This is a genomic window from Oceanobacillus oncorhynchi (genome assembly GCF_000821065.1).
Taxonomy (GTDB): Bacteria; Bacillota; Bacilli; order Bacillales; family Amphibacillaceae; genus Oceanobacillus; species Oceanobacillus oncorhynchi.
This window is the reverse complement of record NZ_CDGG01000001.1, coordinates 3,993,819-4,017,813: the sequence shown is the minus strand read 5'-3', so window position 1 is coordinate 4,017,813 and position 23,995 is coordinate 3,993,819. Positions and strand designations below refer to the sequence as shown.

Annotated in this window: 26 protein-coding genes; 14 read left to right on the top strand and 12 right to left on the bottom strand. The window is 39.3% G+C overall.

From position 1 onward, the window contains the following. Positions 1 to 40: 40 nt before the first annotated feature. Both BN997_RS19195 and BN997_RS19190 read right to left on the bottom strand, forming a co-directional pair. Positions 41 to 1,138 (bottom strand): ABC transporter ATP-binding protein, encoded by a 1,098-nt coding sequence (locus BN997_RS19195; protein WP_042534664.1) that lies wholly within the window; start codon positions 1,136 to 1,138, stop codon positions 41 to 43. Between the two features lie 111 nt (positions 1,139 to 1,249). Then, complete coding sequence (locus tag BN997_RS19190; RefSeq protein ID WP_042534662.1) at positions 1,250 to 2,149, bottom strand: PucR family transcriptional regulator; 900 nt, start codon at positions 2,147 to 2,149, stop codon at positions 1,250 to 1,252. Positions 2,150 to 2,313: 164 nt separating this feature from the next. On the opposite strand from BN997_RS19190, the gene BN997_RS19185 reads away from it, so the two are divergent. Then, a complete protein-coding gene (locus tag BN997_RS19185; protein WP_042534660.1) occupies positions 2,314 to 2,661 on the top strand; it encodes a YlbF/YmcA family competence regulator in 348 nt (115 codons plus the stop codon). Between the two features lie 62 nt (positions 2,662 to 2,723). On the opposite strand, the gene BN997_RS19180 is transcribed toward BN997_RS19185, so the two are convergent. Both BN997_RS19180 and BN997_RS23315 read right to left on the bottom strand, forming a co-directional pair. Beyond that, on the bottom strand, positions 2,724 to 2,909 hold the full coding sequence (locus tag BN997_RS19180) for a YhzD family protein (RefSeq protein WP_042534658.1): 186 nt from the start codon (positions 2,907 to 2,909) through the stop codon (positions 2,724 to 2,726). Positions 2,910 to 3,074: 165 nt separating this feature from the next. Next, positions 3,075 to 3,308, bottom strand: coding sequence for a hypothetical protein (locus BN997_RS23315; RefSeq protein ID WP_175297069.1), 234 nt, complete (start codon positions 3,306 to 3,308; stop codon positions 3,075 to 3,077). 486 nt (positions 3,309 to 3,794) lie between these two features. On the opposite strand from BN997_RS23315, the gene BN997_RS19170 reads away from it, so the two are divergent. The 7 genes from BN997_RS19170 to BN997_RS19140 all read left to right on the top strand — a co-directional run bounded on the left by BN997_RS19170 (position 3,795) and on the right by BN997_RS19140 (position 12,054). Next, positions 3,795 to 4,691, top strand: coding sequence for an ABC transporter ATP-binding protein (locus tag BN997_RS19170; RefSeq protein ID WP_042534654.1), 897 nt, complete (start codon positions 3,795 to 3,797; stop codon positions 4,689 to 4,691). Continuing rightward, complete coding sequence (locus tag BN997_RS19165; RefSeq protein ID WP_042534653.1) at positions 4,684 to 5,937, top strand: ABC transporter permease; 1,254 nt, start codon at positions 4,684 to 4,686, stop codon at positions 5,935 to 5,937. Before BN997_RS19170 ends, BN997_RS19165 begins: the two co-directional genes overlap by 8 nt. 276 nt (positions 5,938 to 6,213) lie before the next feature. Beyond that, entirely contained in the window at positions 6,214 to 6,513 is a 300-nt protein-coding gene (locus BN997_RS19160) for a metal-sensing transcriptional repressor (RefSeq protein WP_042534650.1), read from the top strand. Positions 6,514 to 6,648: 135 nt separating this feature from the next. Then, positions 6,649 to 7,863, top strand: coding sequence for a metallophosphoesterase family protein (locus tag BN997_RS19155; protein WP_042534648.1), 1,215 nt, complete (start codon positions 6,649 to 6,651; stop codon positions 7,861 to 7,863). After that, positions 7,860 to 10,811 (top strand): AAA family ATPase, encoded by a 2,952-nt coding sequence (locus BN997_RS19150; protein WP_042534646.1) that lies wholly within the window; start codon positions 7,860 to 7,862, stop codon positions 10,809 to 10,811. Before BN997_RS19155 ends, BN997_RS19150 begins: the two co-directional genes overlap by 4 nt. Before the next feature lie 18 nt (positions 10,812 to 10,829). Beyond that, positions 10,830 to 11,774 carry a 3'-5' exoribonuclease YhaM gene (gene yhaM, locus BN997_RS19145; RefSeq protein ID WP_042534644.1) on the top strand — a complete coding sequence of 315 codons (945 nt, stop codon included), beginning with the start codon at positions 10,830 to 10,832 and terminating at the stop codon, positions 11,772 to 11,774. A gap of 103 nt (positions 11,775 to 11,877) precedes the next feature. Next, on the top strand, positions 11,878 to 12,054 hold the full coding sequence (locus tag BN997_RS19140) for a sporulation YhaL family protein (protein WP_042534641.1): 177 nt from the start codon (positions 11,878 to 11,880) through the stop codon (positions 12,052 to 12,054). A gap of 47 nt (positions 12,055 to 12,101) precedes the next feature. Here the strand turns inward: BN997_RS19140 and BN997_RS19135 are convergent, their stop codons facing one another. The 5 genes from BN997_RS19135 to BN997_RS19115 form a co-directional block, all read right to left on the bottom strand. After that, positions 12,102 to 13,001: a peptidylprolyl isomerase gene (locus BN997_RS19135; RefSeq protein WP_042534639.1), complete on the bottom strand. Its 900-nt coding sequence runs from the start codon at positions 12,999 to 13,001 to the stop codon at positions 12,102 to 12,104. Between the two features lie 114 nt (positions 13,002 to 13,115). Next, a complete protein-coding gene (locus tag BN997_RS19130; RefSeq protein WP_042534637.1) occupies positions 13,116 to 13,301 on the bottom strand; it encodes a hypothetical protein in 186 nt (61 codons plus the stop codon). Between the two features lie 223 nt (positions 13,302 to 13,524). Further along, positions 13,525 to 13,896 (bottom strand): YtxH domain-containing protein, encoded by a 372-nt coding sequence (locus tag BN997_RS19125; RefSeq protein WP_042536304.1) that lies wholly within the window; start codon positions 13,894 to 13,896, stop codon positions 13,525 to 13,527. 284 nt (positions 13,897 to 14,180) lie between these two features. Beyond that, positions 14,181 to 14,702, bottom strand: a complete 522-nt coding sequence (locus tag BN997_RS19120; protein ID WP_042534635.1) for a tryptophan transporter — start codon at positions 14,700 to 14,702, stop codon at positions 14,181 to 14,183. A gap of 123 nt (positions 14,703 to 14,825) precedes the next feature. Then, positions 14,826 to 15,395 (bottom strand): HIT family protein, encoded by a 570-nt coding sequence (locus BN997_RS19115; RefSeq protein WP_139089146.1) that lies wholly within the window; start codon positions 15,393 to 15,395, stop codon positions 14,826 to 14,828. A gap of 59 nt (positions 15,396 to 15,454) precedes the next feature. Here BN997_RS19115 and BN997_RS19110 point away from each other — a divergent pair, with 59 nt between their 5' ends. Together BN997_RS19110 and BN997_RS19105 are read left to right on the top strand one after the other, a co-directional pair. Then, a complete protein-coding gene (locus tag BN997_RS19110; RefSeq protein ID WP_042534631.1) occupies positions 15,455 to 16,198 on the top strand; it encodes an ABC transporter ATP-binding protein in 744 nt (247 codons plus the stop codon). Beyond that, complete coding sequence (locus BN997_RS19105) at positions 16,191 to 17,411, top strand: ABC transporter permease (protein ID WP_042534629.1); 1,221 nt, start codon at positions 16,191 to 16,193, stop codon at positions 17,409 to 17,411. The genes BN997_RS19110 and BN997_RS19105 overlap by 8 nt, the downstream gene beginning before the upstream one ends. A gap of 38 nt (positions 17,412 to 17,449) precedes the next feature. On the opposite strand, the gene BN997_RS19100 is transcribed toward BN997_RS19105, so the two are convergent. Together BN997_RS19100 and BN997_RS19090 are read right to left on the bottom strand one after the other, a co-directional pair. Then, positions 17,450 to 18,625, bottom strand: coding sequence for a M20 family metallopeptidase (locus BN997_RS19100; protein WP_042534627.1), 1,176 nt, complete (start codon positions 18,623 to 18,625; stop codon positions 17,450 to 17,452). 367 nt (positions 18,626 to 18,992) lie between these two features. Continuing rightward, positions 18,993 to 19,427, bottom strand: a complete 435-nt coding sequence (locus BN997_RS19090) for a ferritin-like domain-containing protein (RefSeq protein WP_042534623.1) — start codon at positions 19,425 to 19,427, stop codon at positions 18,993 to 18,995. A gap of 108 nt (positions 19,428 to 19,535) precedes the next feature. Here BN997_RS19090 and BN997_RS19085 point away from each other — a divergent pair, with 108 nt between their 5' ends. From BN997_RS19085 to BN997_RS19070, 4 genes are read left to right on the top strand one after another with little or no spacing between them, the layout of a single operon-like run. Next, on the top strand, positions 19,536 to 20,186 hold the full coding sequence (locus tag BN997_RS19085; protein ID WP_042534622.1) for a phosphatase PAP2 family protein: 651 nt from the start codon (positions 19,536 to 19,538) through the stop codon (positions 20,184 to 20,186). A 57-nt stretch (positions 20,187 to 20,243) separates the two neighbouring features. Further along, entirely contained in the window at positions 20,244 to 21,023 is a 780-nt protein-coding gene (gene liaF, locus BN997_RS19080) for a cell wall-active antibiotics response protein LiaF (protein ID WP_084612986.1), read from the top strand. Positions 21,024 to 21,041: 18 nt separating this feature from the next. Then, the gene (locus BN997_RS19075) at positions 21,042 to 22,100 is read left to right on the top strand and encodes a sensor histidine kinase (RefSeq protein ID WP_042534619.1); all 1,059 of its coding nucleotides are present in this window, start codon (positions 21,042 to 21,044) and stop codon (positions 22,098 to 22,100) included. Positions 22,101 to 22,117: 17 nt separating this feature from the next. Then, complete coding sequence (locus BN997_RS19070) at positions 22,118 to 22,759, top strand: response regulator (RefSeq protein WP_042534618.1); 642 nt, start codon at positions 22,118 to 22,120, stop codon at positions 22,757 to 22,759. 635 nt (positions 22,760 to 23,394) lie between these two features. Here BN997_RS19070 and BN997_RS19060 read toward each other — a convergent pair. Further along, the gene (locus BN997_RS19060) at positions 23,395 to 23,892 is read right to left on the bottom strand and encodes an antibiotic biosynthesis monooxygenase family protein (protein WP_042534615.1); all 498 of its coding nucleotides are present in this window, start codon (positions 23,890 to 23,892) and stop codon (positions 23,395 to 23,397) included. Positions 23,893 to 23,995 lie beyond the last annotated feature (103 nt).

The window sequence follows — 23,995 nt, the reverse complement described above, 5'->3', positions numbered from 1 at the left end:
GGAACTTATAATGAGTTCCCCTTTACCAATATCTTCTGTCTTAACGTATCCGCTGTTCACTCTCATTATCAAAGAAGTGGACCTTATTCATATCAAAGGAAAGCTCTAATTCATCCCCGCCTTGAATATCTGCACGAGAATCGACGCGCGCAACAAATTCTTGATTATCGATACTGGAATAAAGAATAGATTCTGCTCCCATCAATTCCGCAACCTCAATTTTGGCTGTCAATTTAGACTCAGGAGAGGATTCTAAGAAGACTAATTCATCATGAATATCTTCCGGACGAACACCGATAGTCAGCTCTTTTCCTTCATAGCCCTGTTCTTTCAGCGGTGCAAGCTTTGGCTGCGGAATCAGGAAGGAATGGTCACCGATTTGGAACTTGTCTCCCTGCAATGTGCCAGTAAAGAAATTCATAGATGGAGATCCGATAAACCCGCCTACAAAAATGTTTTCCGGTAAGTCATACACATCCTTAGGAGCACCAACCTGCTGAATAACACCATCTTTCATTACAACGAGTCTTGTTGCCATTGTCATTGCTTCGGTCTGGTCGTGAGTCACATAGATAGTTGTGGTTTGCAGTCGCTGGTGCAGCTTTTGGATCTCTGCACGCATTTGCACACGCAATTTTGCATCCAGGTTAGATAAAGGTTCGTCCATCAGGAATACCTTGGCATCCCGGACAATCGCACGTCCTAAAGCAACACGCTGTCTTTGTCCGCCGGATAATGCTTTTGGTTTTCTGTCTAAGTATGCTTCTAATCCTAAAATTTTAGCCGCTTGATCAACACGTTTTTTGATTTCTTCTTTTTTAAATTTGCGAAGCTTAAGTCCGAATGCCATATTATCATATACATTCATATGAGGGTATAAGGCATAGTTTTGGAATACCATTGCGATATCTCGATCTTTTGGTGAAACATCATTCATTAATTTCTCATCAATATACAGTTCCCCGTCAGATATTTCTTCCAAGCCGGCAATCATGCGCAATGTAGTTGATTTCCCGCACCCGGATGGCCCGACAAATACAATAAATTCCTTATCTTGAATATGTAAGTTGAAATCTTTTACCGCTAATACATCCTTATCGTATTTCTTTTGAATATGATTTAATTTTAATTCTGCCATGATGACATCTCCTTAAAATGATTTAGTGTTAAAATAAAATGAAAGCGTTTTTCTTATGTTTTTAATTTTACTGAAAAAGCTGTAAAAACAATATGGAGATGTTGCACAAAATTATGACTGGATATTGTGCATATTTGCTAAAATGGCTAAATAAACGGTAAATGCATTATCAAACTGCTTGATATCAATGCCTGTACTTTCATAAAATTTATCGAGTCGATACTGCAGGCTGTTCCTGTGGATATATAAATTCTTTGCTGTTTCAGATACATTTAAATTACATTGAATAAACATTCGAATCGTTTCTAAAGCCTCCAAGTCTGTTAAAAACTCTTTCAAAACCCATTCACTTAATTGCTGCCGTTGCTTATGGGAAAGAATTTCAATAAGAAACGAAGGGTATACCTCGGTATAATCAATCACAGCTGTGTCCATTTTTCGAAAGCTTCTCTCTGCCATGGTGGTAATTTGCTCTATGCAGTCTGCCAAGTCTTTATCATTTTCTAAGTAGGGGCCGATGAAAAACATGATTTTCACATATAATTCACCTGTTAATGTATCGGCGATCTGGTGATAAGTGATGCCCTCCTCTAAAAAACTGGCCGGTTCCTCGATAATAAACCCTTCATTTGTATGATTCCATAATATAGATAAATCTCCTGAAAAAAATTCCTGTAACGTTTTTCTGAATACATTTGTATCAATCTGTCCTTGTTCGATTCGAAAAAAAATATAACGGTAGCGCCCGGCTTTACCAAGGTTTGCGTCTTTTTGCCGGTGAATCCGTGCTTCCCACTGTTTTTCTTTAGGTGTTTGAATGGGCAACTGAACATGGTAAGAAGTAAGAAAAGTGCCCAGAAGGATTTTATCTCTGTCTGTTAATTCTTTATTATCAATACCGATAACGGTATTTTCCAGTTGGTACCACTTAAAATCAGGGTTTACTTCTTTCTGGTTTTTGGGAAGCTCTGTCAAACTGGGGTAAAGCTTCTTCAATCGTTGTAAATGCAATCGTATTCCTCCTTTTAAACTGAGATAGCAGTTCTATTGCATGCTGCTTTTATTATACTATGAAAATGCAGGATTTATTTTTTAATCCATTAAATAGATATGGCTATACATACGTTAACAGCTTTGTTATAGTAGCAAGAGACGATGAAGGAGGAGTTATATTAATGTCAAATTTACAAGAACAAGCAAATCAATTAGAACAAGCACTTCGTGAAAGCAAAGAATTTCAGGATTTAAAACAAGCTTATGAAGCAGTAATGTCTGACGAAATTGCAAAGCAAATGTTTGAAAACTTCCGTGAAACACAATTAAACCTGCAGGAAAAGCATATGCAAGGTCAAGATATTTCTGAAGAAGAAATTGAAAAAGCAAGACAAATCGTTGAGACGGTTCAACAGCATGATGCCATCTCAAAATTAATGGAAGAAGAGCAGAAACTAAACAATGTGATTAATGAAATCTCTCAAACCATTACAAAACCATTAGAAGAACTTTATGGTGCAGCTGAATAAAAAATGAACGGATACATCCCTGCCGCTGCTTTACCTTTTGCAGCAGCAGGGATTTTAACTTTTTAACGATGAAAGAGCACCAGCTTAGCATTTGGGCTGACACATCGATGTGTATGTTCAGCGTACCCCTCTTTATCCAGCTTTTCCTTTCCAATTTCCTTTGCTTCTGCATGCGTGGAAGCATCAAATTGTGTATCAAGCAGTTTTTCTCCTGATTGTGAAAATACCGTTAAATAATATGTCCCCATCGAATGACCTCCTCCAAAATGTAATCGCTTTACTCTAAATTATAAAACAGATGAAATACTTCTTGCAATAGTTATGAATTGGTATTCATTTTTTCTTGAAGAATAAGAAGTATATAAAAAATGCTGAATATAGCCGCTCCAACGGGTTTCATGGGGTGAGTAATCTTAGGCCCCAGAAATAAACTCCACTTTCCATGGGCCCGAGCTCATCTCCTCTAAAGAAGACTTAGCAATTGGCAAGCCGACAGGCGCAGACAGAGCTAAAGTCGCACTTATGCCCCGAGGGTGAAAAGAAGACTTAGCAATTGGCAAGCCGACAGGCGCAGACAGAGCTAAAGTCGCACTTATGCTCTGAGGGTAGAAAAAAAGAAATTCACTTTTTTCCTGCGGGGTCTTCACCCTGCGCATTCCCACAGGAGTCTCCGTGTATTTCTTCTGGGACTGCGATTACTCGTCCCATCAAAAAGCGTCGCTAGAATTAGCTTCATTTCTTTGAAAGAAAGCAAATAAAACATAATTCTTCTTAGATGGGAGCGGAGGGAAGCCGACTCCTGCGGGAAAAGCAACAGGTGAAGACCCCGCAGGAAGTGATTTTCTTCCGAGGAGGCTGATCCGTTGCCCGCGGAAAGCGACTTCCCGCAGCGGACATCGCTTCGGCGAGGACACTGGTGATTTAAAGACCAAGTTGTGCTCTTGGTTTTCTAATCATAATGATTTAGATAGAAGCGCCGGGGAGGTAATGATAGTAAACAGGATAGATATAATAAAAAAATGAAACGAATGGATATGTTTGTACGTATAACAAGTGGATGAATAAAAATTTGAAAAGTTATATGAACCTTTTGATTCGTTCAATTGTATAGTCAACAGAAGGGAGAGAAGTATGTGCTAAAGCTATCAAATGTCACAAAACGGTTTGGAAATCATACTGCAGTAAACAATTTATCTCTGGAAATTCCTGAAAGAGAAATGTTTGGGTTTTTAGGCGGAAACGGGGCAGGCAAAACAACAACATTTCGTATGATTCTCGGCCTGCTGGATAAAACATCCGGCGATATTACCTGGGACGGCGGCCCGATTTCTTATAATGAGAGTCATTTAATTGGGTATTTGCCGGAAGAAAGAGGGCTGTATCCGAAATTAACGGTGAAAGAGCAAATTATTTATTTAGGACGGCTGCGGGGAATGAAAAAACAAGAGGTTCTTAAAAAGCTGGATGAATGGCTGGAACGGTTTAAAGTACCGGAGTACTTAGATAAAAAAGTGCAGGAGCTGTCTAAAGGGAATCAACAGAAAATACAGTTTATTTCTGCCGTGATTCATGAGCCTAAACTGTTAATATTAGATGAGCCATTTTCTGGATTAGATCCAGTCAATGTAGAAATGCTGAAAAATGCTGTCAAAGATTTAAAAAATCAGGGGACGTCGATTGTTTTCTCTTCTCACCAGATGGAGCATGTCGAGGAAATGTGCCAGCATATCTGTATTCTGCAAAAAGGAACGCCAGTTGTTCATGGCTCCTTACGCGAAATCAAACACAGCTTTGGAAAGAAAAATCTTGATATCCGCGGTGATTTTTCAACAGAATTTTTAAAGAATTATCAAGGTGTGGCTTCTTATAAAGAACTGCCGGATGGATGTGCATTGCAGATTGAGGATGAACAAATTGCACAAGATATATTTTCAGAGCTGCAAGGGAAAGGCTTTGTCCGGAAATTTGAAATTGAAGAGCCTTCTTTAAATGATATCTTTATTGAAAAGGTAGGTGCTTCCTATGAATAAATTCTGGACGATTGTTGGTCATACGTATCTTTCGCGGGTAAAATCGAAATCATTTATTATTACCACGGCAATTACATTAGCTATCATTATTGGTTTTGCAAATATATCCTCTATTATTGATATGTTTTCAGGTGATGAAGAATCGGATCAAGTGCTTGTCATCGATGAATCCGGAATATACGGTGATTATTTGCAGGGGGAAGGGATAAGTGAAGGCGCCGGAATTGCCTTTGAGAATTTTGAAGGAACAGAGGAAGAAGCGAAGGATGCAGTCTCTGCTGAAGAATATGATGGCTTGCTTGTCATTGCTGCCGATGAAAATAATCTGCCCGAAGGAGACTATTATGCGAACCGTATTTCGGAAACGGGCGAACAGGTAGAAATTGAGCAGATTTTGCAGCAGCTGAAGGTGGTTGTTGGAACGCAGGAGGCGGGAATTGACCAGCAAACGTTAGATATGATTTATGCCCCGGTGAGCCTGCAGACAGAGCAGCTGGATGACAGTGCCAGAACAGCAGAAGAAATGAATCAATCTCGAGGTCTGGTATATGTCATGCTGTTTGTTCTGTATATGACCGTTCTTCTATACGGTCAGATGATTGCTACAGATGTTGCAACAGAAAAATCATCCCGCGTCATGGAGCTTCTTATCTCCAGTGCTCCGCCTATGATGCATATGTTTGGAAAGATTGTCGGGATTGCTTTGTTAGGATTGACACAAATGATTATCCTGCTGGGCGGAGGTTACTTTGCCATTCAAGCAAATCAAGATTCTGCAGCAGGGGAATTTTTTGAAGTAATGGGAATTATGGATAATGATCCGGTTATTTACATTTATGCAATTGTCTTTTTCCTATTAGGCTATTTCCTCTATGCAACTCTGGCGGCCATGCTCGGATCGTTAGTCAGCCGGATTGAGGATGTTAATCAATTGATTATGCCGATGACGATGCTGATTGTCATTGCCTTTGTCATTGCAATGACAGGTCTGGGTATGCCTGAATCAACATTGATTACGGTGACATCCTATATCCCATTCTTTACGCCGATGATAATGTTTTTACGTATCGGTATGCTCAATATCCCATTTTGGGAAATTGGTTTGTCTATCGGGATTATGATTGTAACGATTGCTTTGTTTGCTGCATTGGCAGCCCGCGTATACAAAGGCGGGGTACTGATGTATGGCAAATCAGGATCGTTAAAAGATTTTAAACGTGCCATCAATTTATCAAAAAAAGAATAGCTGTATGATTGATTTTAAAATAACCGCTTTGCCTGTGTGGCATATGAAGCGGTTATTTTAAAGGAGTAACGGGAAAGATAATGATGGTTGAACCGGAAGAAATTATCAGCAGGATGATTTATACAAACCTATAGAAACAGACTCTAAAAATAACTCCTGTTCAGGATACGTTTTATTTTGATTAATGATATAATGGACTTTTAAGCAGAAGTCTTCTGCATTGACATATATACGGTAGGGTGGTATATTAAAAGAGAAGATTAAAGGAGGGATACGATGGATTCCTTACATGAGCATACATTGAAACCAAGAACAGATGCCGAGAAAAAAGCAGTGACAAATCGTTTAAAACGAATTGAAGGTCAGGTCCGCGGTATTCAAAAGATGATTGATGAAGATAGATACTGTGTAGATATTCTTGTTCAAATCAGTGCGATTAATTCCGCGTTAAAGCGTGTTGGATTTGAAGTTGCTGAACGTCACATCAAGCATTGTGTCAGCGATGCTGTGAAATCTGGAGAAGGCGATGAAGCAATTGACGAACTGATGGATGTGCTGAATCAGTTTACAAAATAATAAATAAATCATGATAAAAGTCTACACGTACGGTAGGCTTTTTTTATTGTGCTGGAGAATAATCAGCGGATAGAACGTGCATTCTGTTATTGCCTCTGTTAAAATAAGGATATCATAAAACTGGGAGTGGAGACAGTGAATGCAGCAGTTACTTTTATTCATGCAGCTGATTTACATTTAGACAGCTTATTTAAAGGCCTGAGGCATGTGCCTGCCAATCTATTTAAAGAAATTCAAGAAAGCACATTTACTGCTTTGAATCACCTGGTTGATGAAGCGATAAACAATAAGGTAGATTTTGTTTTATTAACAGGTGATCTGTACGATCAAGAATCACAAAGCTTAAAAGCGCAAATAAGACTGCGACGCGCATTTGAAAGGCTGGCCGATGAAAATATTGCAGTATTTTTATCTTATGGAAACCATGATTTCAGAAAAGGGGATGCCTTTGTCGTGGAATACCCCGATAATGTATATATCTTTCCTGATGAATCCGTAACATCTATTCCTTTTTATAAGAATGGAGAAGCGGCTGCGGCTATATACGGATTCAGCTATGAAAATAGAGCTGTATATGAAAATAAATCTTCAGAATATGAACGGACAGAGGATGAATTTCCACTTCATATCGCTATGCTGCATGGCAGCGTGGCAACAAATACAGAGCACGACTCTTATGCGCCATTCCAGCTGAAAGACCTGTTAAACAAACGCATGGATTATTGGGCATTGGGCCATATACATAAACGGCAGCAGCTCCATACAGATCCTCCGGTTATTTATCCGGGCAATATACAAGGGAGGCACCGAAAGGAGACGGGAGAAAAAGGCTGTTATCTGGTTAACTTAAGCAGACATCAGGTAAAGCAAACCTTCCTGCCGCTTCAGGCAATCCGTTATGAAGAAGCACAGGTGGACATTCGGGATTGTCTCACTCCTTCTCAAGCAGAAAAAGCCATTATGAGGCAATTGCCGGAACACAGTGTTCCAAGCTTATTGTATTTGAACATAACTGCAAGAGAAAATGATGCATTTTCCCCGGATGATATCCTTGTTCAAGAGTTAGTTGAAGTGATAAATGAATCTTTGACAGAAGCTTTTCCATGGCAGTATATTTACCGTTATCAGCTTGTTTTGGAGGAAGAACCAGCTCAGCTGAAAGACGCTTTTTTAGAAGATATATTAGAAGAAGCTGATATGGCATTTATTCAGGAAGGATTAAATGAAATTTATCATCACAAGGATGCGCGAAAGTTTTTATCCCCTCTGTCGGAGGAAGAGGAACAGATAATTAAATCGGATGCTTATAAGTTGCTGAATACGCTATTGCGGAAGGAGAGAGCAAAGTGAGGATAAAGGAAATTACGATTTACGGCTTTGGCAGATGGGTCGACCAGTCTTTCTCCTTCTCTGGTTCTAATTTGATAACGCTCTTAGGCGATAATGAAGCCGGGAAGACAACCCTGCATCAATTTATTTTATATATGCTTTTTGGAATGTCCAAAAAGCAATGTGATTTTTATCGTCCCAAAACCAGCAGTAAATTAGGAGGAAGGATGATATTAGAGCATCCTGCGGAAGGAAATATAATGATTGAACGGTTGGATGCGTCTGAGGTCAGATGCTTTGATAACGTTGGAGCGGAAAGAGACATGACCTGGTTCGGAGCTTTTTTGGGAAATATGAATCTGGAAACCTTTCAATCGATTTATTCCTTTTCTAATCAAGATTTAACCGTGATGCAGGATATGAATGAATCGGATATCAGTGAGCTTCTATTAAGTGTCGGTTTAACAGGTTCAACAGCGATTTATAAAGTGGAAAAGAAGCTGCAGGCAGAGCTGCAGAAGCAATTTAAGCCTTCTGGCACCAAGCCGGTTATCAATGAAAAACTAAGTGCGTTACGAATCAAAGATAAACAGACTGGAGAAAGCAAGCAGCTGGAAAAATCATATAAAGAACAAATAGAAAAAATGCGTGCATTGGAAAATAAACATAGGTTGAAAAAAGAGCAGATTGCAGAGAAAAATGAACAGCTGGAAAGAGAAAAGCAGCTGGAAAAAATACTGCCTATACGAAAAGAAATGCTTCGTGTTTCCGAAGAATTGCAAAAACTGGCGGATGTCCGTGATTTTTCATTAGATTATCAGAAGCAAATAGAGACAATCCATGCAGATATGAATCAGGCAGACAGAGAAATCAGCTCCCATCAGGCTACCTTAGACACGTATATGGAGAAAAAACAAGATTTAGAAACGATTTCCCTGCAGGACGGAGAAAAAGAAAAATTAAATCATTTCCTGAATCAAAAAGCAGAAATAACCTTTATGATAGAACGAAAGAAAACGTTGGAAGAGGATTATCAGTATAAAGCCCGTGAAATTACAGAGATGATTCAGGAAAAGCAGATTCGTATAACCGCTGAAGATTTAGAACAGCTGGAATTACCGTTTTATCTTGAAAAGGAATGGGCGGCATTACGTGAAGAGCTGGGAAATGTACAAAAAAGCATCGCTGATAATCAACAGCAGAAAGACCATTTGGCCCAGGAAAAAGCACGAATGGAGGAGGAGCAGAAGCAAGCAGAAAAAGAACTGCTTGCTGACGTGCACGTAGATGAATTAAAACAGCGGATCCAAGCTTATCACCAGACCAATCAACGCAGCGAAACACAGCAACAGTATATGCATCAAATGCTTGGTCAAATGATAGAAGAGAAGCAGAAGCAAACAAAAAGATTTACAGCTGTTGGAATAGGGATTTCCTTGGCAGCAGCCTTTATTGGATATGCAGGAAGCATGCCGTGGCTTTTTTTATTAAGCCTGGCAGGCGGAATTGGTATATATTATTTCCGGCATGTACAACAGCAGGATATCCAAAAATTAAAACAGCAGCAGGAAAGCCGGCAGACCGCCCCCTCTGAACAGGAAATGGACGTGACAGAAGCAGAATATCTGGAAGCACAGGAAATTTTGGAAAAGCAGCAAATATTGCGCAGTAAGCTCTCTGCTTTAAATGAGACGTTACGAGAAACGATTCATCAGCTAAAAGTGAAGGGTACGGCTGAATCTAACCTAATCAAGCAGCAAAATAAATTAGAAGAGGGCAGACGGAAGCAGCAAAATCAGTTTCCATTTTTACAATCCATCGATGTCTTTTATTGGCAGGATATTTACCATTTATTACAAAAGCTGCTTCAGCTGACGAATGAAAAGCAGCATATCTATACAGGATTAGTCAGAGTAAAAGAACGGATAGAGCAGTTTTCAGACCAGGCCAAGAGTTGGCTGAAGCATAAAGGGCTGGCGGAGCAGACTCATATGGATGAAATAATGCATGCCCTTGAAGAAATAGAACAGCAAGAACAGCAGCGCCAGCATGAGCTTCAGCAGCTGAATCAATTTATAAAGGACACCAGCAATAAACAGGCAGCTTTCATCCAAAAAAGAAACCATGATAAGAAAGAAATAGATAAACTGTTAAATATGGCAGAAGTGGAGTCTGTAGAAGTTTATTTTGAAAAGAAGACAAGAAAAGAACAATATAATAAACTGTACGCCAGACAAGAAGAACTGAGAGAAAGAATCCACATCCTGCTTCCGGAGAAATGGCAGCAGGAATGGATAAATGTTTCCATAGAGGGTGCTGACCATTATAAAAAGAAAAAAGAATTAGAGCTGGCTTTAGCGGATGAGGAAGAAGCGTTAGAACAACTAAAGAGTCAGCAGGCAGAATTGAAATTACGTATTGAACAGCTGGAAAGAGCGGAGGATATATCTCTGCAAATGCACCAGCTGGCAATGGAGAAGGAAGAACTGGAGGACTTGGTCAGAACCTGGGCTGTACAAAAAACAGCTTTACGGATGCTGGCTGCTGCGAAAAGCCAATACAAGGATAAATACTTGTCGCTTGTAATTGAAACCGCCCAAATCTATTTTAAAGAGATTACTAGAAATCAATATGATACAATATATTCACCTGCAGCAGAGCAGCCTTTTCAAGTAGAAAACAGCAGGGAAAAACGGCGGTTTCGCGTGGAGGAGCTTTCTCAGGGAACAAGAGATCAGCTTTATATTTCCCTGCGCCTTGCGATTAATGAGGTGATGGCAAAAGCGAGCGGTCTGCCATTTCTGATGGACGATGTTTTAGTGCATTTTGACGGGAAACGTTCAGAACGTATGCAACAGGTACTGGAGCGGATGGCGGAAAATCAGCAGGTTATTGTATTTACATGCCATAGAGAGCTGGCTGAAGCTGCAAATGGAGAAATCATTCATCTTAATACTAGGGATGCTTGATTTGGAGGGAGGAAAAAAATGAAAAAAGGAATCGCAAATTTAACAGTCGGTGATAAATTTGAAGGATTTTTATTGATCAATGATGCTACGAAGGGTACGACCAGCAACGGAAAACCATTTTTAACGTTAATGCTTCGAGATGAATCTGGCGAGATAGAATCGAAGCTGTGGGATGCTACCAAAGAAGATGAAGAGAACCTGGTTGGCGAGCAGATTATCCATGTAACGGGAGATATTAATCAATTTCGGGGGAAAAATCAACTACGCATTCATTCCATCCGCTTATCTCAGGAAACAGATCAGGTTCAGGTCAGTGACTTTGTCGGTAAGGCTCCCGTAGGCAAAGAAGAGCTGGGAGAAAAGCTGACAGAAGCTATTTTTGAAATGAAGAACCCAACGTTGCAGCGTATTGTGCGGGGGTTTGTAAAAAAATATCAGCATGAATTACTCATTTATCCGGCTGCTGCGAAAAATCATCATGATGTCGCATCAGGGCTCGCCTATCATATTGTCAGCATGGTGGGGGTTGCCCGTCAGCTTCATGAACTGTATCCCTCCATCAATAAAGATTTATTATATGCAGGTATTATCCTGCATGATATCGGAAAAATAAAGGAATTATCTGGTGTCGTGTCAACAACATATACGCTGGAAGGAAAATTGCTTGGACATATTACCATTATGGTAGAAGAGATAGCAGAAATGGCGAAGGAGCTGCAAGTAGAGGATAAGGAAGAGGTGCTTATTTTACAGCACTTGATTTTAAGTCATCATGGAAAAGCAGAATGGGGCAGTCCGAAGCCTCCAATGGTCAAGGAAGCTGAACTGTTGCATTTAATTGATTTGATTGATGCAAAAATGAATATGCTGGATAAAGCACTGGATAAGGTGCAGCCGGGCGAATTTACAGAGCGGCTTTTTGCAATGGACAATCGCTCTTTCTACAAGCCTTCCTTTGAGTAGCTCTTAAAAAATATTGAATCCATCGGATTGCTGTGAAGATTATGTCATTTTCTATTTACTTGTTCATATATATTTATTAAGGAGTGGACAAGGGGGATTTAAGATGAGCTCGATTCCAATTTGGGTCTTTGCAGTGATTCTGTTAATTTTATTCAGCGGATATATGGCAGTGCGTGCGTTTTTAGCTGAAAGAAAGCTGGATCGGCAGTTTATTGAACGAGAAGGTAAGATATATATGGAACGTATTCAAAAGGAACGATTGAAAAAAAGAGAGCAGTAATAAAATGAAAAAATCGCTACCCATTTTCAAAATGGATAGCGATTTTTTTATTGTTCAGATTCCGTGTCTTCTGCAGGCTGCTCTTCTTCAGAAGGCTGTTCAAATAAATCTTCAAGTCCTTCAGCAGAGATATCTACATTCGCATCTTCAATTAAATTTTGAAGTTTTGCTTGAATATCTTCCTGATTTGCTTGTTGAAGAACGAGTTCGCTTCTTAATTCATCTTTTAATTCTTCAAAATCGCCAATGGATTCTTCTTTTTCACGTACATCATTTACTTTGATGATATGGAAACCAAATTGAGATTGCACAGGGTCGCTGATTTCACCTGGTTCCATAGAGAATGCAACTTCTTCAAACTCAGGAATCATATCGCCGGCAGAGAAGTAACCAAGATTACCGCCGTCTTCTGCACTGCCATCTGTTGAGTATTCTGAAGCAAGGTCTTCAAACTCTTCCCCATCATCTAATTTTTCTTTTACTTCATTTGCTGTTTCTTCATCCTGCACAAGAATATGCTGTGCATCTACTTCTGAATTCTTTCTGTCATAGTAATCCTTCAGCTCTTCATCCGTAATTTCCATATCTTCAGAAATAGCGGCTTCCTGAAGCATTCCTACATAGACTAAATCTCTAAGTTCTTCTTCATCACCGAATTGCTGAGCCACCATGGAATCAAATTCATCTTCGCCAAGTTCATTTTTCATGGTATCGATTTCTTCATCTACTTGCTCGTCAGTCACTTCGTATTGGTCTTCTAACACTTTTATGGTAACAAGCTCTTCAAGAACAGCTTCTCCATTACGTTCTTTTAATTCATCATAAAACTCTTCTTTTGTGACGTCGCCTGCGTCTGTAGTCGCGACCACTTCATCATCGGAAGAATTACATGCAGCCAATGCAAGCACACTGGCAGATATTGTTGCTGCTAATGTCCATTTTTTCATGTCTGATACACACCTCTACTCTTTTCTCATCTTACTTTTATTGTTTACCATGATTAATATATCATACTTTTCCAGTTTAAATAATTATTTTCAACTTTTTACTAAAAAATCACATTAAACTGTCACATTTAAAACACGCAGATAAGAACAAACTAGCATAGCTACCAATATCATATTCGTAACCCGATCCATTCTTTCTGATTTTTGCTTGGAAAGCTCCATTTTTGTACTTAAAGCACTAATCATCACATTAAAAATAAGTAATATAAAAAAACCAAAAATGATATAAAAAATAGCCATGTTCTATGTACGCCCCTTTACAATAATGCTACTTCTCTAACTCTATCAAAAACAAATCGCATTGAACAGTCATAAAGCGCAACTTAATAGAGTAAATCACGTTTTTTCTCTTCCTGTAAAACCATATTTTTATGATTGCGATAGAGAGGCTGCGGACACGCATGCTGTAATAAAGTAAAAAAAAGCTTTTACCAGCGGAATTTTGCCAGCAAAAGCTTTCTTTCTATGAATTGGCATTTGTGTTTTTAAGTTTTTCTTCTAATTCACGGATACTTGATTCAATTTGTTCCAGTGACTGGTGAATATTATCCTGCTGAGGTTCTACAGCGTTTTTCCAGTCTTCAACGGATTTTCGCATTTCTTCCGTCAATTCTTTGACTAAAACAGCACCTTCTTTAGAAGTTCGAAGCAGCTGCTCTTTGATTCGAATGCTGTCTTCTTTTAAATTCATCAATAGTTCTTTTAATTCTAAGGATTGATTTTTGACTCTTACACGAACATCCTTGCCTGATTCAGGTGTGCTTAATAGTGCAATGCCAGCACTGACAGATGCTCCAACGATAAAACCCAGGGTTAATGATTTTTTCTTAGACATAATAGGAAATGCACTCCTTTCTTCTTTCACATATACCTTTTCCTTTTACGATATGTACTTAAACATCTTCCTGCAAAATAAATGCAATATACATATTATAGGAAAAAGAATCAATTTCTGCTAGTATGAATGTTTTTTTACTATCTTTATTTTAACACAAAATAGATAAGATATGATAAATATACTTTTTTAGAATGGAAAAAGCATTCGCTCCAATTTAAAATGGAACGAATGCTTCGGAAGACAAAGAAGAGCTGAAAGTATTTTTAACTCTCTGATCTCCTTTACGAAACCGCAGCTACTTTACTTCGCTTCATAATTCCCTCTACAATTGGATAAACAACCAGCATGATAACGGTATTCATTACTGCTGCTGGAAGAACAACAGCTGCAAATAAAGCAAGAAAACCGCCTTCTAAGAATCCTAAGAAGAAAAGCGCAACAGATAAAAAGATACTGCCGCTGATCAGTGTCCCGGCAAATGTTAATACAGAAGCTGTTACTTTTGTATTCATCTGCTTTCTTACCAGCAAAAATAACAGAAAGAAAGCAACTGCTGTCAACGGTTTATCAATCAGGTTGGCAATTTGCCCTCCCGGAGCCGCTGTGGTCAATGCGGAAATAGCACCTGTTGCAAATGCAAGCAGAATAACATAATTCCATTTAGGGAATAAAATAATACCTAAAAACATCATTGCCAGCATCATATCAGGCTTTACACCAAATAATAGCGGGGGCATTACAAAATGCAGTACGGTTCCGATACTTACCAAAAGGGCAAGAATGGTTAAAATTTTTGTCTTCATTACTTAACTCTCCTCTACTTTTCTATACTCTGCTTTCCGGTTGTGCGCTCATCGCCAGCCGCGAAAGGTTATAGTCAGTATATCAAATGCTGTTGAAAATAAAAAGAACGAAATGGATTGTTTCTAGTGTTTGATTTGCTCATTGATTGCTTTTGCAACCGCCTGTAAATCATCTGATGTGTAATCCTCTGTATGCGTTATCCAATTTGGTGTGTACCCATCTCCATCGCCGTAGCGCGGAATTAAATGAACGTGCAGATGGAAGACTGACTGCTCAGCAACCGGTTCGTTATTATTAAGCAGATTGATTCCTAATGGCTGATAGGCATCGCGAATAGCGTTAGCAATAACGGGTATTCTACTGAATAATTCTTTTGCTGTTTCTGGCGGTGTTTCATAAATATTCTTAGTGTGTTCTTTAGGAATAACAAGTGTATGCCCTTTGGTTACTTGACTGATATCGAGGAAAGCATAAACCTTATCATCCTCGTAAACTTTGGCAGAGGGAATGTCTCCATCGATAATTTTGCAAAAAATACAATCTTCATGTGCCATCTTTTGTTCCTCCCTATCTAATTTAAAATGTAATCTTTTATCTATTGTATAGAGTTGGACCGGGTAAAGTAAAGGGTTCTGTATTAAACTTGTTAAAGGATGTCTAAAAAACTTCCCGTAATTTGTAGAACGGTTCATTTTGGAATCTTCTTCGAATGATGATAAAATCAGATTAGTGAACAAAGGGGGTTAACAAGGTGAGTTCCTTATTACATATTGAAAACTTGTATGGAGGCTATACCCATAAAAATGTACTGCACGATATATCATTTGATTTAAATAAAGGAGAAATCGTCGGGCTGATTGGATTAAACGGTGCTGGAAAAAGTACAACCATTAAGCACATTATCGGTCTGATGCAGCCAAAAAAAGGGGAGGTACAGGTAGAGGGGAAAAGCTTTCAGGATGATCCTGAAGGGTATCGTAACCAGATGGCATACATTCCGGAGATGCCTATCCTGTACGATGAGCTGACTTTATATGAACATCTCAGGCTGACAGCCATGGCCTACGGAATTGAAGAAGAGGTGTTTGAGCAGAGGCTGCCTAAGCTTTTAAAAGAGTTTCGGTTAGAAAAGAAATTGAATTGGTTCCCGGTCCATTTCTCAAAAGGAATGCGGCAGAAGGTTATGATTATGTGTGCTTTTCTGATTGAACCGCCGCTTTATATTGTGGATGAGCCATTTGTTGGTCTGGATCCATTAGGTATCCAGTCTTATCTGCAGATGATGGACTCGATGAAAAAGCAGGGGGCAGGCGTCTTAATGTCCACGCATATTCTGGCAACAGCGGAGAGATACTGTGACCGTTTTCTTATTTTACATGATGGAAAATTACGTGCGGAAGGAACATTAGAGGAGCTTCGCATGCAATTCCAGATGCCAGGGGCGACTTTGGATGATTTATATGTACAGCTGACAAAGGAAGATGATCATGTTTGATTCGCACGCACTTTATAAAAAACGTTTATCTTCCCATGTCAAAAATTTAAGCAGATATTTAAAATATATGTTCAACGGACATATTGCATTTGCCATGTTTTTTTTCATTGCTGCAACTGCTTATTATTATCAGCAGTGGCTGGAACAATTACCGGAGAATTTTCCGACTGGAATCATCATGGGAATTGTTTTAGGATTGCTGATCAGCTATAATCCAATCCGCACATTATTGCAGGAGCCGGATTTGGTGTTTCTTATTGCTGCTGAGCAGCAGATGGGATCGTATTTCCGTAATAGCTTGATTTACAGCTTTGCGATCCAGACGTACCTCATTGTACTTGCAGCGGCTGCATTCAGTCCGCTTTATTTCGCCAGTTTCAGCGGACGGGCAGGAAGCATATACCTTGTTACGCTTCTGTTATTTCTGGTTTTTAAAGGCATGAATATGCTGGCAAACTGGAATATGCTGAAGGTAAGAGAGAAGAGTTTGCGAACCATTGATTTAACAGCACGTACACTGCTTAATATTGTAACAGCCTACTTTGTGATTGAAGGACAGGCATTATACGCTGTGATAACGATCGTATTGCTGCTTCTTGTAATTGTATATGATTTTATTGTGGCAGCAAAACAGCCGGGCATTATTTGGGAATTGTTAATAGAAAAGGACCAAATCCGCCTGCAATCCTTTTACCGGATTGCGAATTTATTTGCGGATGTTCCGCATTTGAAGAATAAAGTAAAAAGAAGAGAATGGCTGACAAAGACCTTTATCAGCAGAATCCCATTCGAGCGTTCAGCTGCCTATGATTACTTGTATCAGATTTCTTTTCTCCGCAGCGGAGATTATTTAGGGATGTATCTCCGGCTTGTGGTAATCGGCGGTATTTTCATCTGGGTCATTCCTAATGTCTGGATAAAGCTATTATTTGCTATTCTGTTTATTTATTTGAGTGTTTTTCAGATGATGGCTCTATATCACCATCATCGTACGCAAATGTGGCTGGATCTGTATCCGCTGAAGCCCGGATTAAAACTGGATGCAGTGATTAAAATTATTCGCAAGCTCGGCTATATGCAGGCATTTGCTTTTACCTTCTTATTTATTTTTCAGCTTGAGTGGCTGGGGAGTATTATTGTATTAATTGGCGGTCTTGCTTTTGTCTGGGCATACGTAACATTCTACGTGCAACCTAAACTGGATAAGGTATAAAAAACAAGCTGACGAGAGAATAGCCTCGTCAGCTTGTTTTATTTGGCTTGTTCCTGATAGGTCAAATAAATATTTGCAAAAGCTTTTGCAGCTATAAGCATTGCTTTTTCATCAATATCAAACCTCGGATGATGATGCGGATAATCATTTCCCTCCAGATTCGCACCTGTCAGGAAGAAAGCACCTGGTTTTTCTAATAAATAATAAGCGAAATCTTCTCCGACCATTAACGGATCTGTAATCGCGGCAATGTCTACACCGTCAATTTCCTTTGTTGTCTGAAGGACAAGATCTGTCTGCTCTGGATGATTGATAACCGGCGGATATCCTTTAACATAGTCAAACGTATAGGAAGCGCCGAAAGAATCGCAAACCCCTTTTAGAATCTGCTCCATTTCTTGAATGATTTTTTCTTGCACTGCTGTATCGAAATGTCTGACGGTTCCGACCAATTTAGACTGGTCGGCAATGATGTTAAAGGCATTCCCTGCTTCAAAAATACCAATTGAGATAACGGCAGATGATAATGGGCTTAATCGTCTGCTCACAATTTGCTGGAGTTGGGAAACTGCCTCAGCACCAATCACGATGGCATCCTTTGTATCTTGCGGAATAGCGCCGTGACCGCCCTTTCCCTGAATCGTAATTTCAAACCGGTCCGTACCTGCCATGATTGCCTGATGTGTAGAATAAATACTTCCAAGCGGCAGGGTTGCCCATAAGTGTGTGCCAAATACAGCATCTACATCTTTCAGAGCACCAGCTTCAACAATCGGTTTCGCCCCGCCGGGAGCATATTCTTCTGCATGCTGATGAATAAAGACAATACTTCCTTCCAAGTCATTTTGAAACTGCTGCATTACTTTTGCAAAGGTAAGCAGGGTAGCAGTATGTCCGTCATGACCGCAAGCATGCATAACACCCGGAATCTGGGATTTATAGGGAACATCCTTCTCATCCTGTATCGGCAGTGCATCAAAGTCAGCCCGGAAAGCAACGGTTTTGCCCGGCTTTGCCCCTTTTAATGTTGCTACAATACCGTTACCGCCAACATTTTTTTCATATGGAATACCTAATTTTTCATAATAGTTTGCGATGTATTTAGCAGTTTCTGTTTCTTGAAATGACAGCTCAGGATGCTGATGCAAATATCTGCGGATGTCTACCATTTCTTCATATGTGTTATCAAGGAGTGAATGAATTGCTGATAACATGTTAATCACCTCTTTCAATTGATAGCCTTGTGACTCAACTTTCGCACCTAAGAATAAGCATATATATCATGCTATTCCAGAATGAACATGTTTTCGATTACCATGCTTGCTTTTTGGTTAAATATCCGGCCTTTTTGGAGATTAACTCCTGTTTCTATGGAAATAAAGTTACTTTTTAATGTGCGAAAGTTGAGCTTACGAAAAATAGAGAAAAGCCTTCTAATTTCAATCTCTTTCATTATATCACTAATCCATGCAGCTGTAGAACAAATATTTCGAGGATAAAAATACTTGCTTATGTCTGCAATATAAAAACCATGAAGCAGTAATCGCTTCATGGTCAGGAAGAAGTTCATATCAATTGTTCTTAATGGATACGCGGGTCTTCTAATAGTCTCTCTATTTCTTCTTTATGATGTGTTTCATCAGAGATCAAGTCCTCTAATTTCACAACCAGCTCTGTCAGCCCCAGTTCCTCAGCCTGTGCTTTTCTTTTTTCATAGCGCTTGATCGTATCTGTCTCAGATTGAAGGGAAGCCTTCAATAAATCTACAACTTGGGAAGGCTGCGGTACAGAAGCTGCTTCTGTAGTCGGAGTGCCGCCAAGTGATTTGATTTTTTCGGATAAATAAAGTGCATGTCCTAATTCGTCTGTTATTTCTGATTCAAAAAATGGTTTCAGCGCGGACCTGTATAAACCTGAGACAACGGATGCGCTGTACGTATACTGGATAGCTGCAGCGTATTCATTCGATAAATCTTCATTTAACCCGTCAATTAATTCTTGTAATTTTGCATCCATACTTTATCACCCTTCTTTATGATTTTTACTTCTTTATATATATTTCCCATTGTTATTTTTGTCAAACCTGTTTAGCATAAAAAAAGAGAACAGAAAAGGAGAGATTATATGAAAAATAAAACAGCAGCAGTTTTGTTCAGCGTATGGATGGCTGCTTGTTTACTTAGTATTGTCTGGATAATACAAATAAAACGTGATATTTTGCCATATACCGATCAATGGACCAGAGGAATCGTTCCTCATGTGCATGGAACAGGTTTATTTGATTTTTTTAGAGTGATTACGGAGTTAGGCTCTTCGCATGTGCTTATCCCGATAGCCATTGCTGCAGCGGCAGGACTTATGCTGTTGTATAAGCATTGGTATCCGGCGCTGCTGCTTTTAGGAGGAACGTTATTTGCGCATTTACTTAATACATGGATAAAGCAGCTTGTAGCCAGAGAAAGGCCGAGTGTCTCTGTTACTTTAAATGCTGAAGGATTTAGTTTTCCATCGGGACACAGTATGATTTCCATGGTTTTTTACGGGCTGCTGGCTTATTTACTATGTAAAAAAATACATTCAGAGAAAGGAAAGCTGACGGTGCAGATTCTATCAGGAATGCTCGTTTGTTTAATCGGAATCAGCCGCTATTTTATTAATGTACATTATATAACAGATATTATCGCCGGATTTACAATTGGTTTTGCGCTGCTTTATATTTATATTCGTATAGATAAAAACGTCTCAGACTTAAGACGGAGAAGAGAACCTGCTTAAGCTGGTTCTCTTTTAATCCTATTCTGAAGTAAAATAGAGTCATAGAGAAAGGGGTTGATGAAACACATGAGGAGAGTTTTTTCTTATTTTATAGCAATTTGCTTCATTTGGATTGGAATCATGTTAATTGTAAACAGTTTAAATATAGATGGTTTTGAATTAAATTTTGGCTGGACATATATTTATCCATTATTCTTTGTGGTTGCCGGAGCTGTGCTGCTGGGAAGTGCTGTAATCAGAAAAGGCGGCAGGTGGATGATAGGCACGTTCTTGCTCATTTTTGGAGGACTCTTGTTAGCAGATCGGTTTGGGCTGGTTGATTTTACATTTTGGAATGTGTTTAAGCTCTGGCCGCTGATTCTGATTTTTATAGGAATCAGTCTATTTCGCGGACTTCATTTTTTGACTGTGTACAGCGGCAGTTCGAAAAAACAAAAAAAAGATCGCTGGTATGCCTTCTCTGAACCTAAAAAGAATGATGCAACATTCACGATAGGTGATATGGAGAAGAAGGGAAACTGGAATTTGGAGCCGATGAATATTAGCACCATGGTAGGCAATTTTTATTTAGACCTGACTGATGCGTATATCCCGGATGAAGAAACAGAAATAAATATTCGTTCGCTGGCGGGCGATGTCACTATCCTGATTCCCGGAGAAGTGGAATTTCAAGCCAAAGCAGCAGCTAAGGCTGGAGATATCAATATTTTGGATGAGGAATCGACAGGAATCAATACATCCTTGTTTTATAAAACGGATCAGTTTGAAACTGCTACCAAAAAATTATTTATCGACATTCGCTTAAAGGCAGGCTCTATTCGGGTAGATCGAGTATAAGATGGGAGGGGGGAGAAAATGAAACGTTGGGGAAAAAGTATCCGATTCAGCTTTATAAAATCTCATCTTTATGTTTTATTTTTAACAACATGCATCCTGCTGGCTATTATTCTATCCTTATTTGTTATTTTGGAGCCGGACTGGCTAACGGCACAAAGTATCTTTTTATTTATCGGCTTATATATTATCATTGGATTTATTTTGTCCCTGCAGGCCGGATTTACACAAATCGGTAATTTATTAAAAATTCGTTTAGATGCTATCTCCATCCAAATTAAGCAATTTGCCAACGGAAATTATACTTCTAAAATCACGAATGTTCATGAGGATGTGGATGAAACAGATCGAATTATTGCTGAGCTGAATGATTTAGGAGATAAATTGCAACGGCAAGTGGAGTCCTTACAGCGGATGGCCGATGAGAAATCAGATTATGCGAAATCAGCACATAAAGCAGCAGTTATTGAAGAACGGCAGCGGATTGCCCGGGACCTTCATGATGCTGTCAGCCAGGAGCTTTTTGGGCTGGCAATGCTATCAGAGACAGCATTAAAGCTATTTGATAAAAATCCTGCTACAGCGAAAGAACAAATGGAGGAAGTCGTACATTCTGCGCATCAGGCACAGGCGGAAATGCGTGCATTATTGCTTCATTTACGGCCGGTTTATCTTACCGGCGGAGAAACGTTAGAAGAAGGCATTCAGAAATTAATCGATGCTTTAGAACAAAAAAGCAATCTGACATTCCAAATCGATATGGATGAAGGCTTAGATTTAAAAGAAGTAGTCGAGGAGCACATTTTTCGAATTATTCAGGAATCCTTATCGAACATCCTGCGGCATGCGAATGCAAATATGGTTCAGGTAGAAATAAAACAGAGGCAAGAAGAGCTTTATGTCCGTATTGAAGATGATGGCATCGGCTTTGAATCAGATGATCAGCAGAATAATAAAGCTTCTTATGGTCTGAAAACAATGAAGGAACGCAGCGAAGAATTAGGTGGAACATTTACCATTCGTTCCAAAGAAGGGCAGGGTACATATATTTATATTCGAATTCCCAATCAGGGGAATTAAAAAGGGGAGAATGTATTATGATTCGTGTAGTTGTCATTGATGATCATGATGTAGTGCGTAAAGGAATTATTTCTTTTTTACAGACGGAGGATGATATTGAAATTGCAGGGCAGGCGGACAGCGGATTTAAAGGAGCTGAGCTTGTTATCCAGGAGAAGCCCGAAGTCGTGCTGATGGATTTAATTATGGAAAATGGAAATGGTATCGAAGCAACCAGACAGATCATGACTTCTTATCCAGAATGCAAGGTGATTATTTTGACATCCTATTATGATAATGAACAGGTAATCCCTGCCTTGGAAGCAGGAGCATTCAGCTATTTGCTGAAAACCTCTAATGCACAGGAAATTGCAGAAGCTGTACGAAAAGCAGCCAAAGATGAAAATGTGATTGAACCAAAGGTTGCTAACACAATGATGAACCGTTTTCGCACCCCTGCGAAAAAACCCCATGAAGATTTGACCGAACGGGAATTAGAAGTGCTGCTGTGTATTGGGGATGGAATGACCAATCAAGAAATCAGTGAAAAACTCTATATCGGAATTAAAACGGTGAAAACACATGTAAGCAATATTTTAAGTAAGCTGGAAGTGAATGACAGAACCCAGGCTGCTGTTTACGTACACAGGAATCAATTATTTAAAACAGCAGGAGATTGATTCGCTTCACATGAAGATACGCCACCAACAAAAAAGGTTGTCCGCAGGGGAACAACTTTTTTTAGAATAAGAAAGTATAAAATGTTAAGGATAGCCGCTCCAGAAATACATTACACTTTCCGTGGGCTTGAGCTCAGCCTCCTCTAAAGAAGACTTAGCAATTGGCAAGCCGACAGGCGCAGACAGAGCTAAAGTCGCACTTATGCCCTGAGGGTAGAAAAAAAAGGAGTTCACTTTTTTCCTGCTTAGGTCTTCACCCTGCGCATTCCCACAGGAGTCTCCGTGTATTTCTTCTGGGACTGGGACTGCGATTACTCGTCCCATCAAAAAGCGTCGCTAGAATCAGCTTCTTTTCTTTGAAAGAAAGCAAATGAAACATATTTCTTCAAAGATGGGAGCGGAGGGAAACCGACTCCTGCGGGAAAAGCAACAGGTGGAGACCTAAGCAGGAAGCGGTTTTCTTACCGTGCGGCTGAACGTTGCCCGCGGAAAGCGACTTCCCGTAGCGGACATCTCTTTGGCGAGAACACTGATGTTTTAAAAACAAAGCGGTATTCTTGGTTTTTCTTGATGAAACGATTATTAAAGGGAATTGTCCGAAAACAACCTGCTGCATAGATGTTCGTTTTCTGTATTTATTCTTCCTTCTCATGCATATGCCCTGAAATAACAAACGGACGCTCCATAAAGTAACTCGGCTGTTTTGCCTGCTGCGAATCATGAGCTTTTTTAAATTGATCGGAGTTTTTCCAGTTCTCAAAATCAGCAAACGATTTCCACTGTGTTAAAACCACATATTTACTTGATTTTTCCTGACGTAAAAAACGCCATGCTTGAAAGCCTTCCATTTTTTCAATGCCGCTGTCACTATGCTTCATACGATATTCAAAGGCGGGGCTGCTGTCTTCTGAGATAGGGAGATGATTCATAACCACATACCCTTCCTTAGATAATTCGCCAACCGATTTTAATACATCAAAGGCTTGACCGGCTGAAAAAATATTTTTAGAGCTGTTTTCATAATAGGCGATACCGCCATCATTACTGGCGATAAAGTAAAAGTCAATATGCTTATTTTTTTTCTCCAATGTTTCTAAAAAATGAATCGTTCCTCTGGACATAAATGCTTTCATAAAATTCCTCCTTCAATTGTCGACCTTCTTTGAATATCTACTTATAATTAAATTGTACACAAATACAAATAATATTGAAAATAATACCCTTTTGTCGAATGTA

Bases quoted from the DNA above. Each gene is read 5' to 3' on its own strand.
- BN997_RS19090 (WP_042534623.1), bottom strand. From the start codon at position 19,427: ATGGATGCAAAATTACAAGAATTAATTGACGGGTTAAATGAAGATTTA.
- BN997_RS19135 (WP_042534639.1), bottom strand. From the start codon at position 13,001: ATGAAAAAATGGACATTAGCAGCAACAATATCTGCCAGTGTGCTTGCA.
- BN997_RS19130 (WP_042534637.1), bottom strand. From the start codon at position 13,301: ATGGCTATTTTTTATATCATTTTTGGTTTTTTTATATTACTTATTTTT.
- BN997_RS19085 (WP_042534622.1), top strand. From the start codon at position 19,536: ATGAAAAATAAAACAGCAGCAGTTTTGTTCAGCGTATGGATGGCTGCT.
- BN997_RS19100 (WP_042534627.1), bottom strand. From the start codon at position 18,625: ATGTTATCAGCAATTCATTCACTCCTTGATAACACATATGAAGAAATG.
- BN997_RS19075 (WP_042534619.1), top strand. From the start codon at position 21,042: ATGAAACGTTGGGGAAAAAGTATCCGATTCAGCTTTATAAAATCTCAT.
- BN997_RS19125 (WP_042536304.1), bottom strand. From the start codon at position 13,896: ATGTCTAAGAAAAAATCATTAACCCTGGGTTTTATCGTTGGAGCATCT.
- BN997_RS19105 (WP_042534629.1), top strand. From the start codon at position 16,191: ATGTTTGATTCGCACGCACTTTATAAAAAACGTTTATCTTCCCATGTC.
- BN997_RS19185 (WP_042534660.1), top strand. From the start codon at position 2,314: ATGTCAAATTTACAAGAACAAGCAAATCAATTAGAACAAGCACTTCGT.
- BN997_RS19160 (WP_042534650.1), top strand. From the start codon at position 6,214: ATGGATTCCTTACATGAGCATACATTGAAACCAAGAACAGATGCCGAG.
- BN997_RS19180 (WP_042534658.1), bottom strand. From the start codon at position 2,909: ATGGGGACATATTATTTAACGGTATTTTCACAATCAGGAGAAAAACTG.
- BN997_RS19115 (WP_139089146.1), bottom strand. From the start codon at position 15,395: ATGAACCGTTCTACAAATTACGGGAAGTTTTTTAGACATCCTTTAACA.
- BN997_RS19165 (WP_042534653.1), top strand. From the start codon at position 4,684: ATGAATAAATTCTGGACGATTGTTGGTCATACGTATCTTTCGCGGGTA.
- BN997_RS19070 (WP_042534618.1), top strand. From the start codon at position 22,118: ATGATTCGTGTAGTTGTCATTGATGATCATGATGTAGTGCGTAAAGGA.
- liaF (WP_084612986.1), top strand. From the start codon at position 20,244: ATGAAACACATGAGGAGAGTTTTTTCTTATTTTATAGCAATTTGCTTC.
- BN997_RS19120 (WP_042534635.1), bottom strand. From the start codon at position 14,702: ATGAAGACAAAAATTTTAACCATTCTTGCCCTTTTGGTAAGTATCGGA.
- BN997_RS19140 (WP_042534641.1), top strand. From the start codon at position 11,878: ATGAGCTCGATTCCAATTTGGGTCTTTGCAGTGATTCTGTTAATTTTA.
- yhaM (WP_042534644.1), top strand. From the start codon at position 10,830: ATGAAAAAAGGAATCGCAAATTTAACAGTCGGTGATAAATTTGAAGGA.
- BN997_RS19195 (WP_042534664.1), bottom strand. From the start codon at position 1,138: ATGGCAGAATTAAAATTAAATCATATTCAAAAGAAATACGATAAGGAT.
- BN997_RS19060 (WP_042534615.1), bottom strand. From the start codon at position 23,892: ATGAAAGCATTTATGTCCAGAGGAACGATTCATTTTTTAGAAACATTG.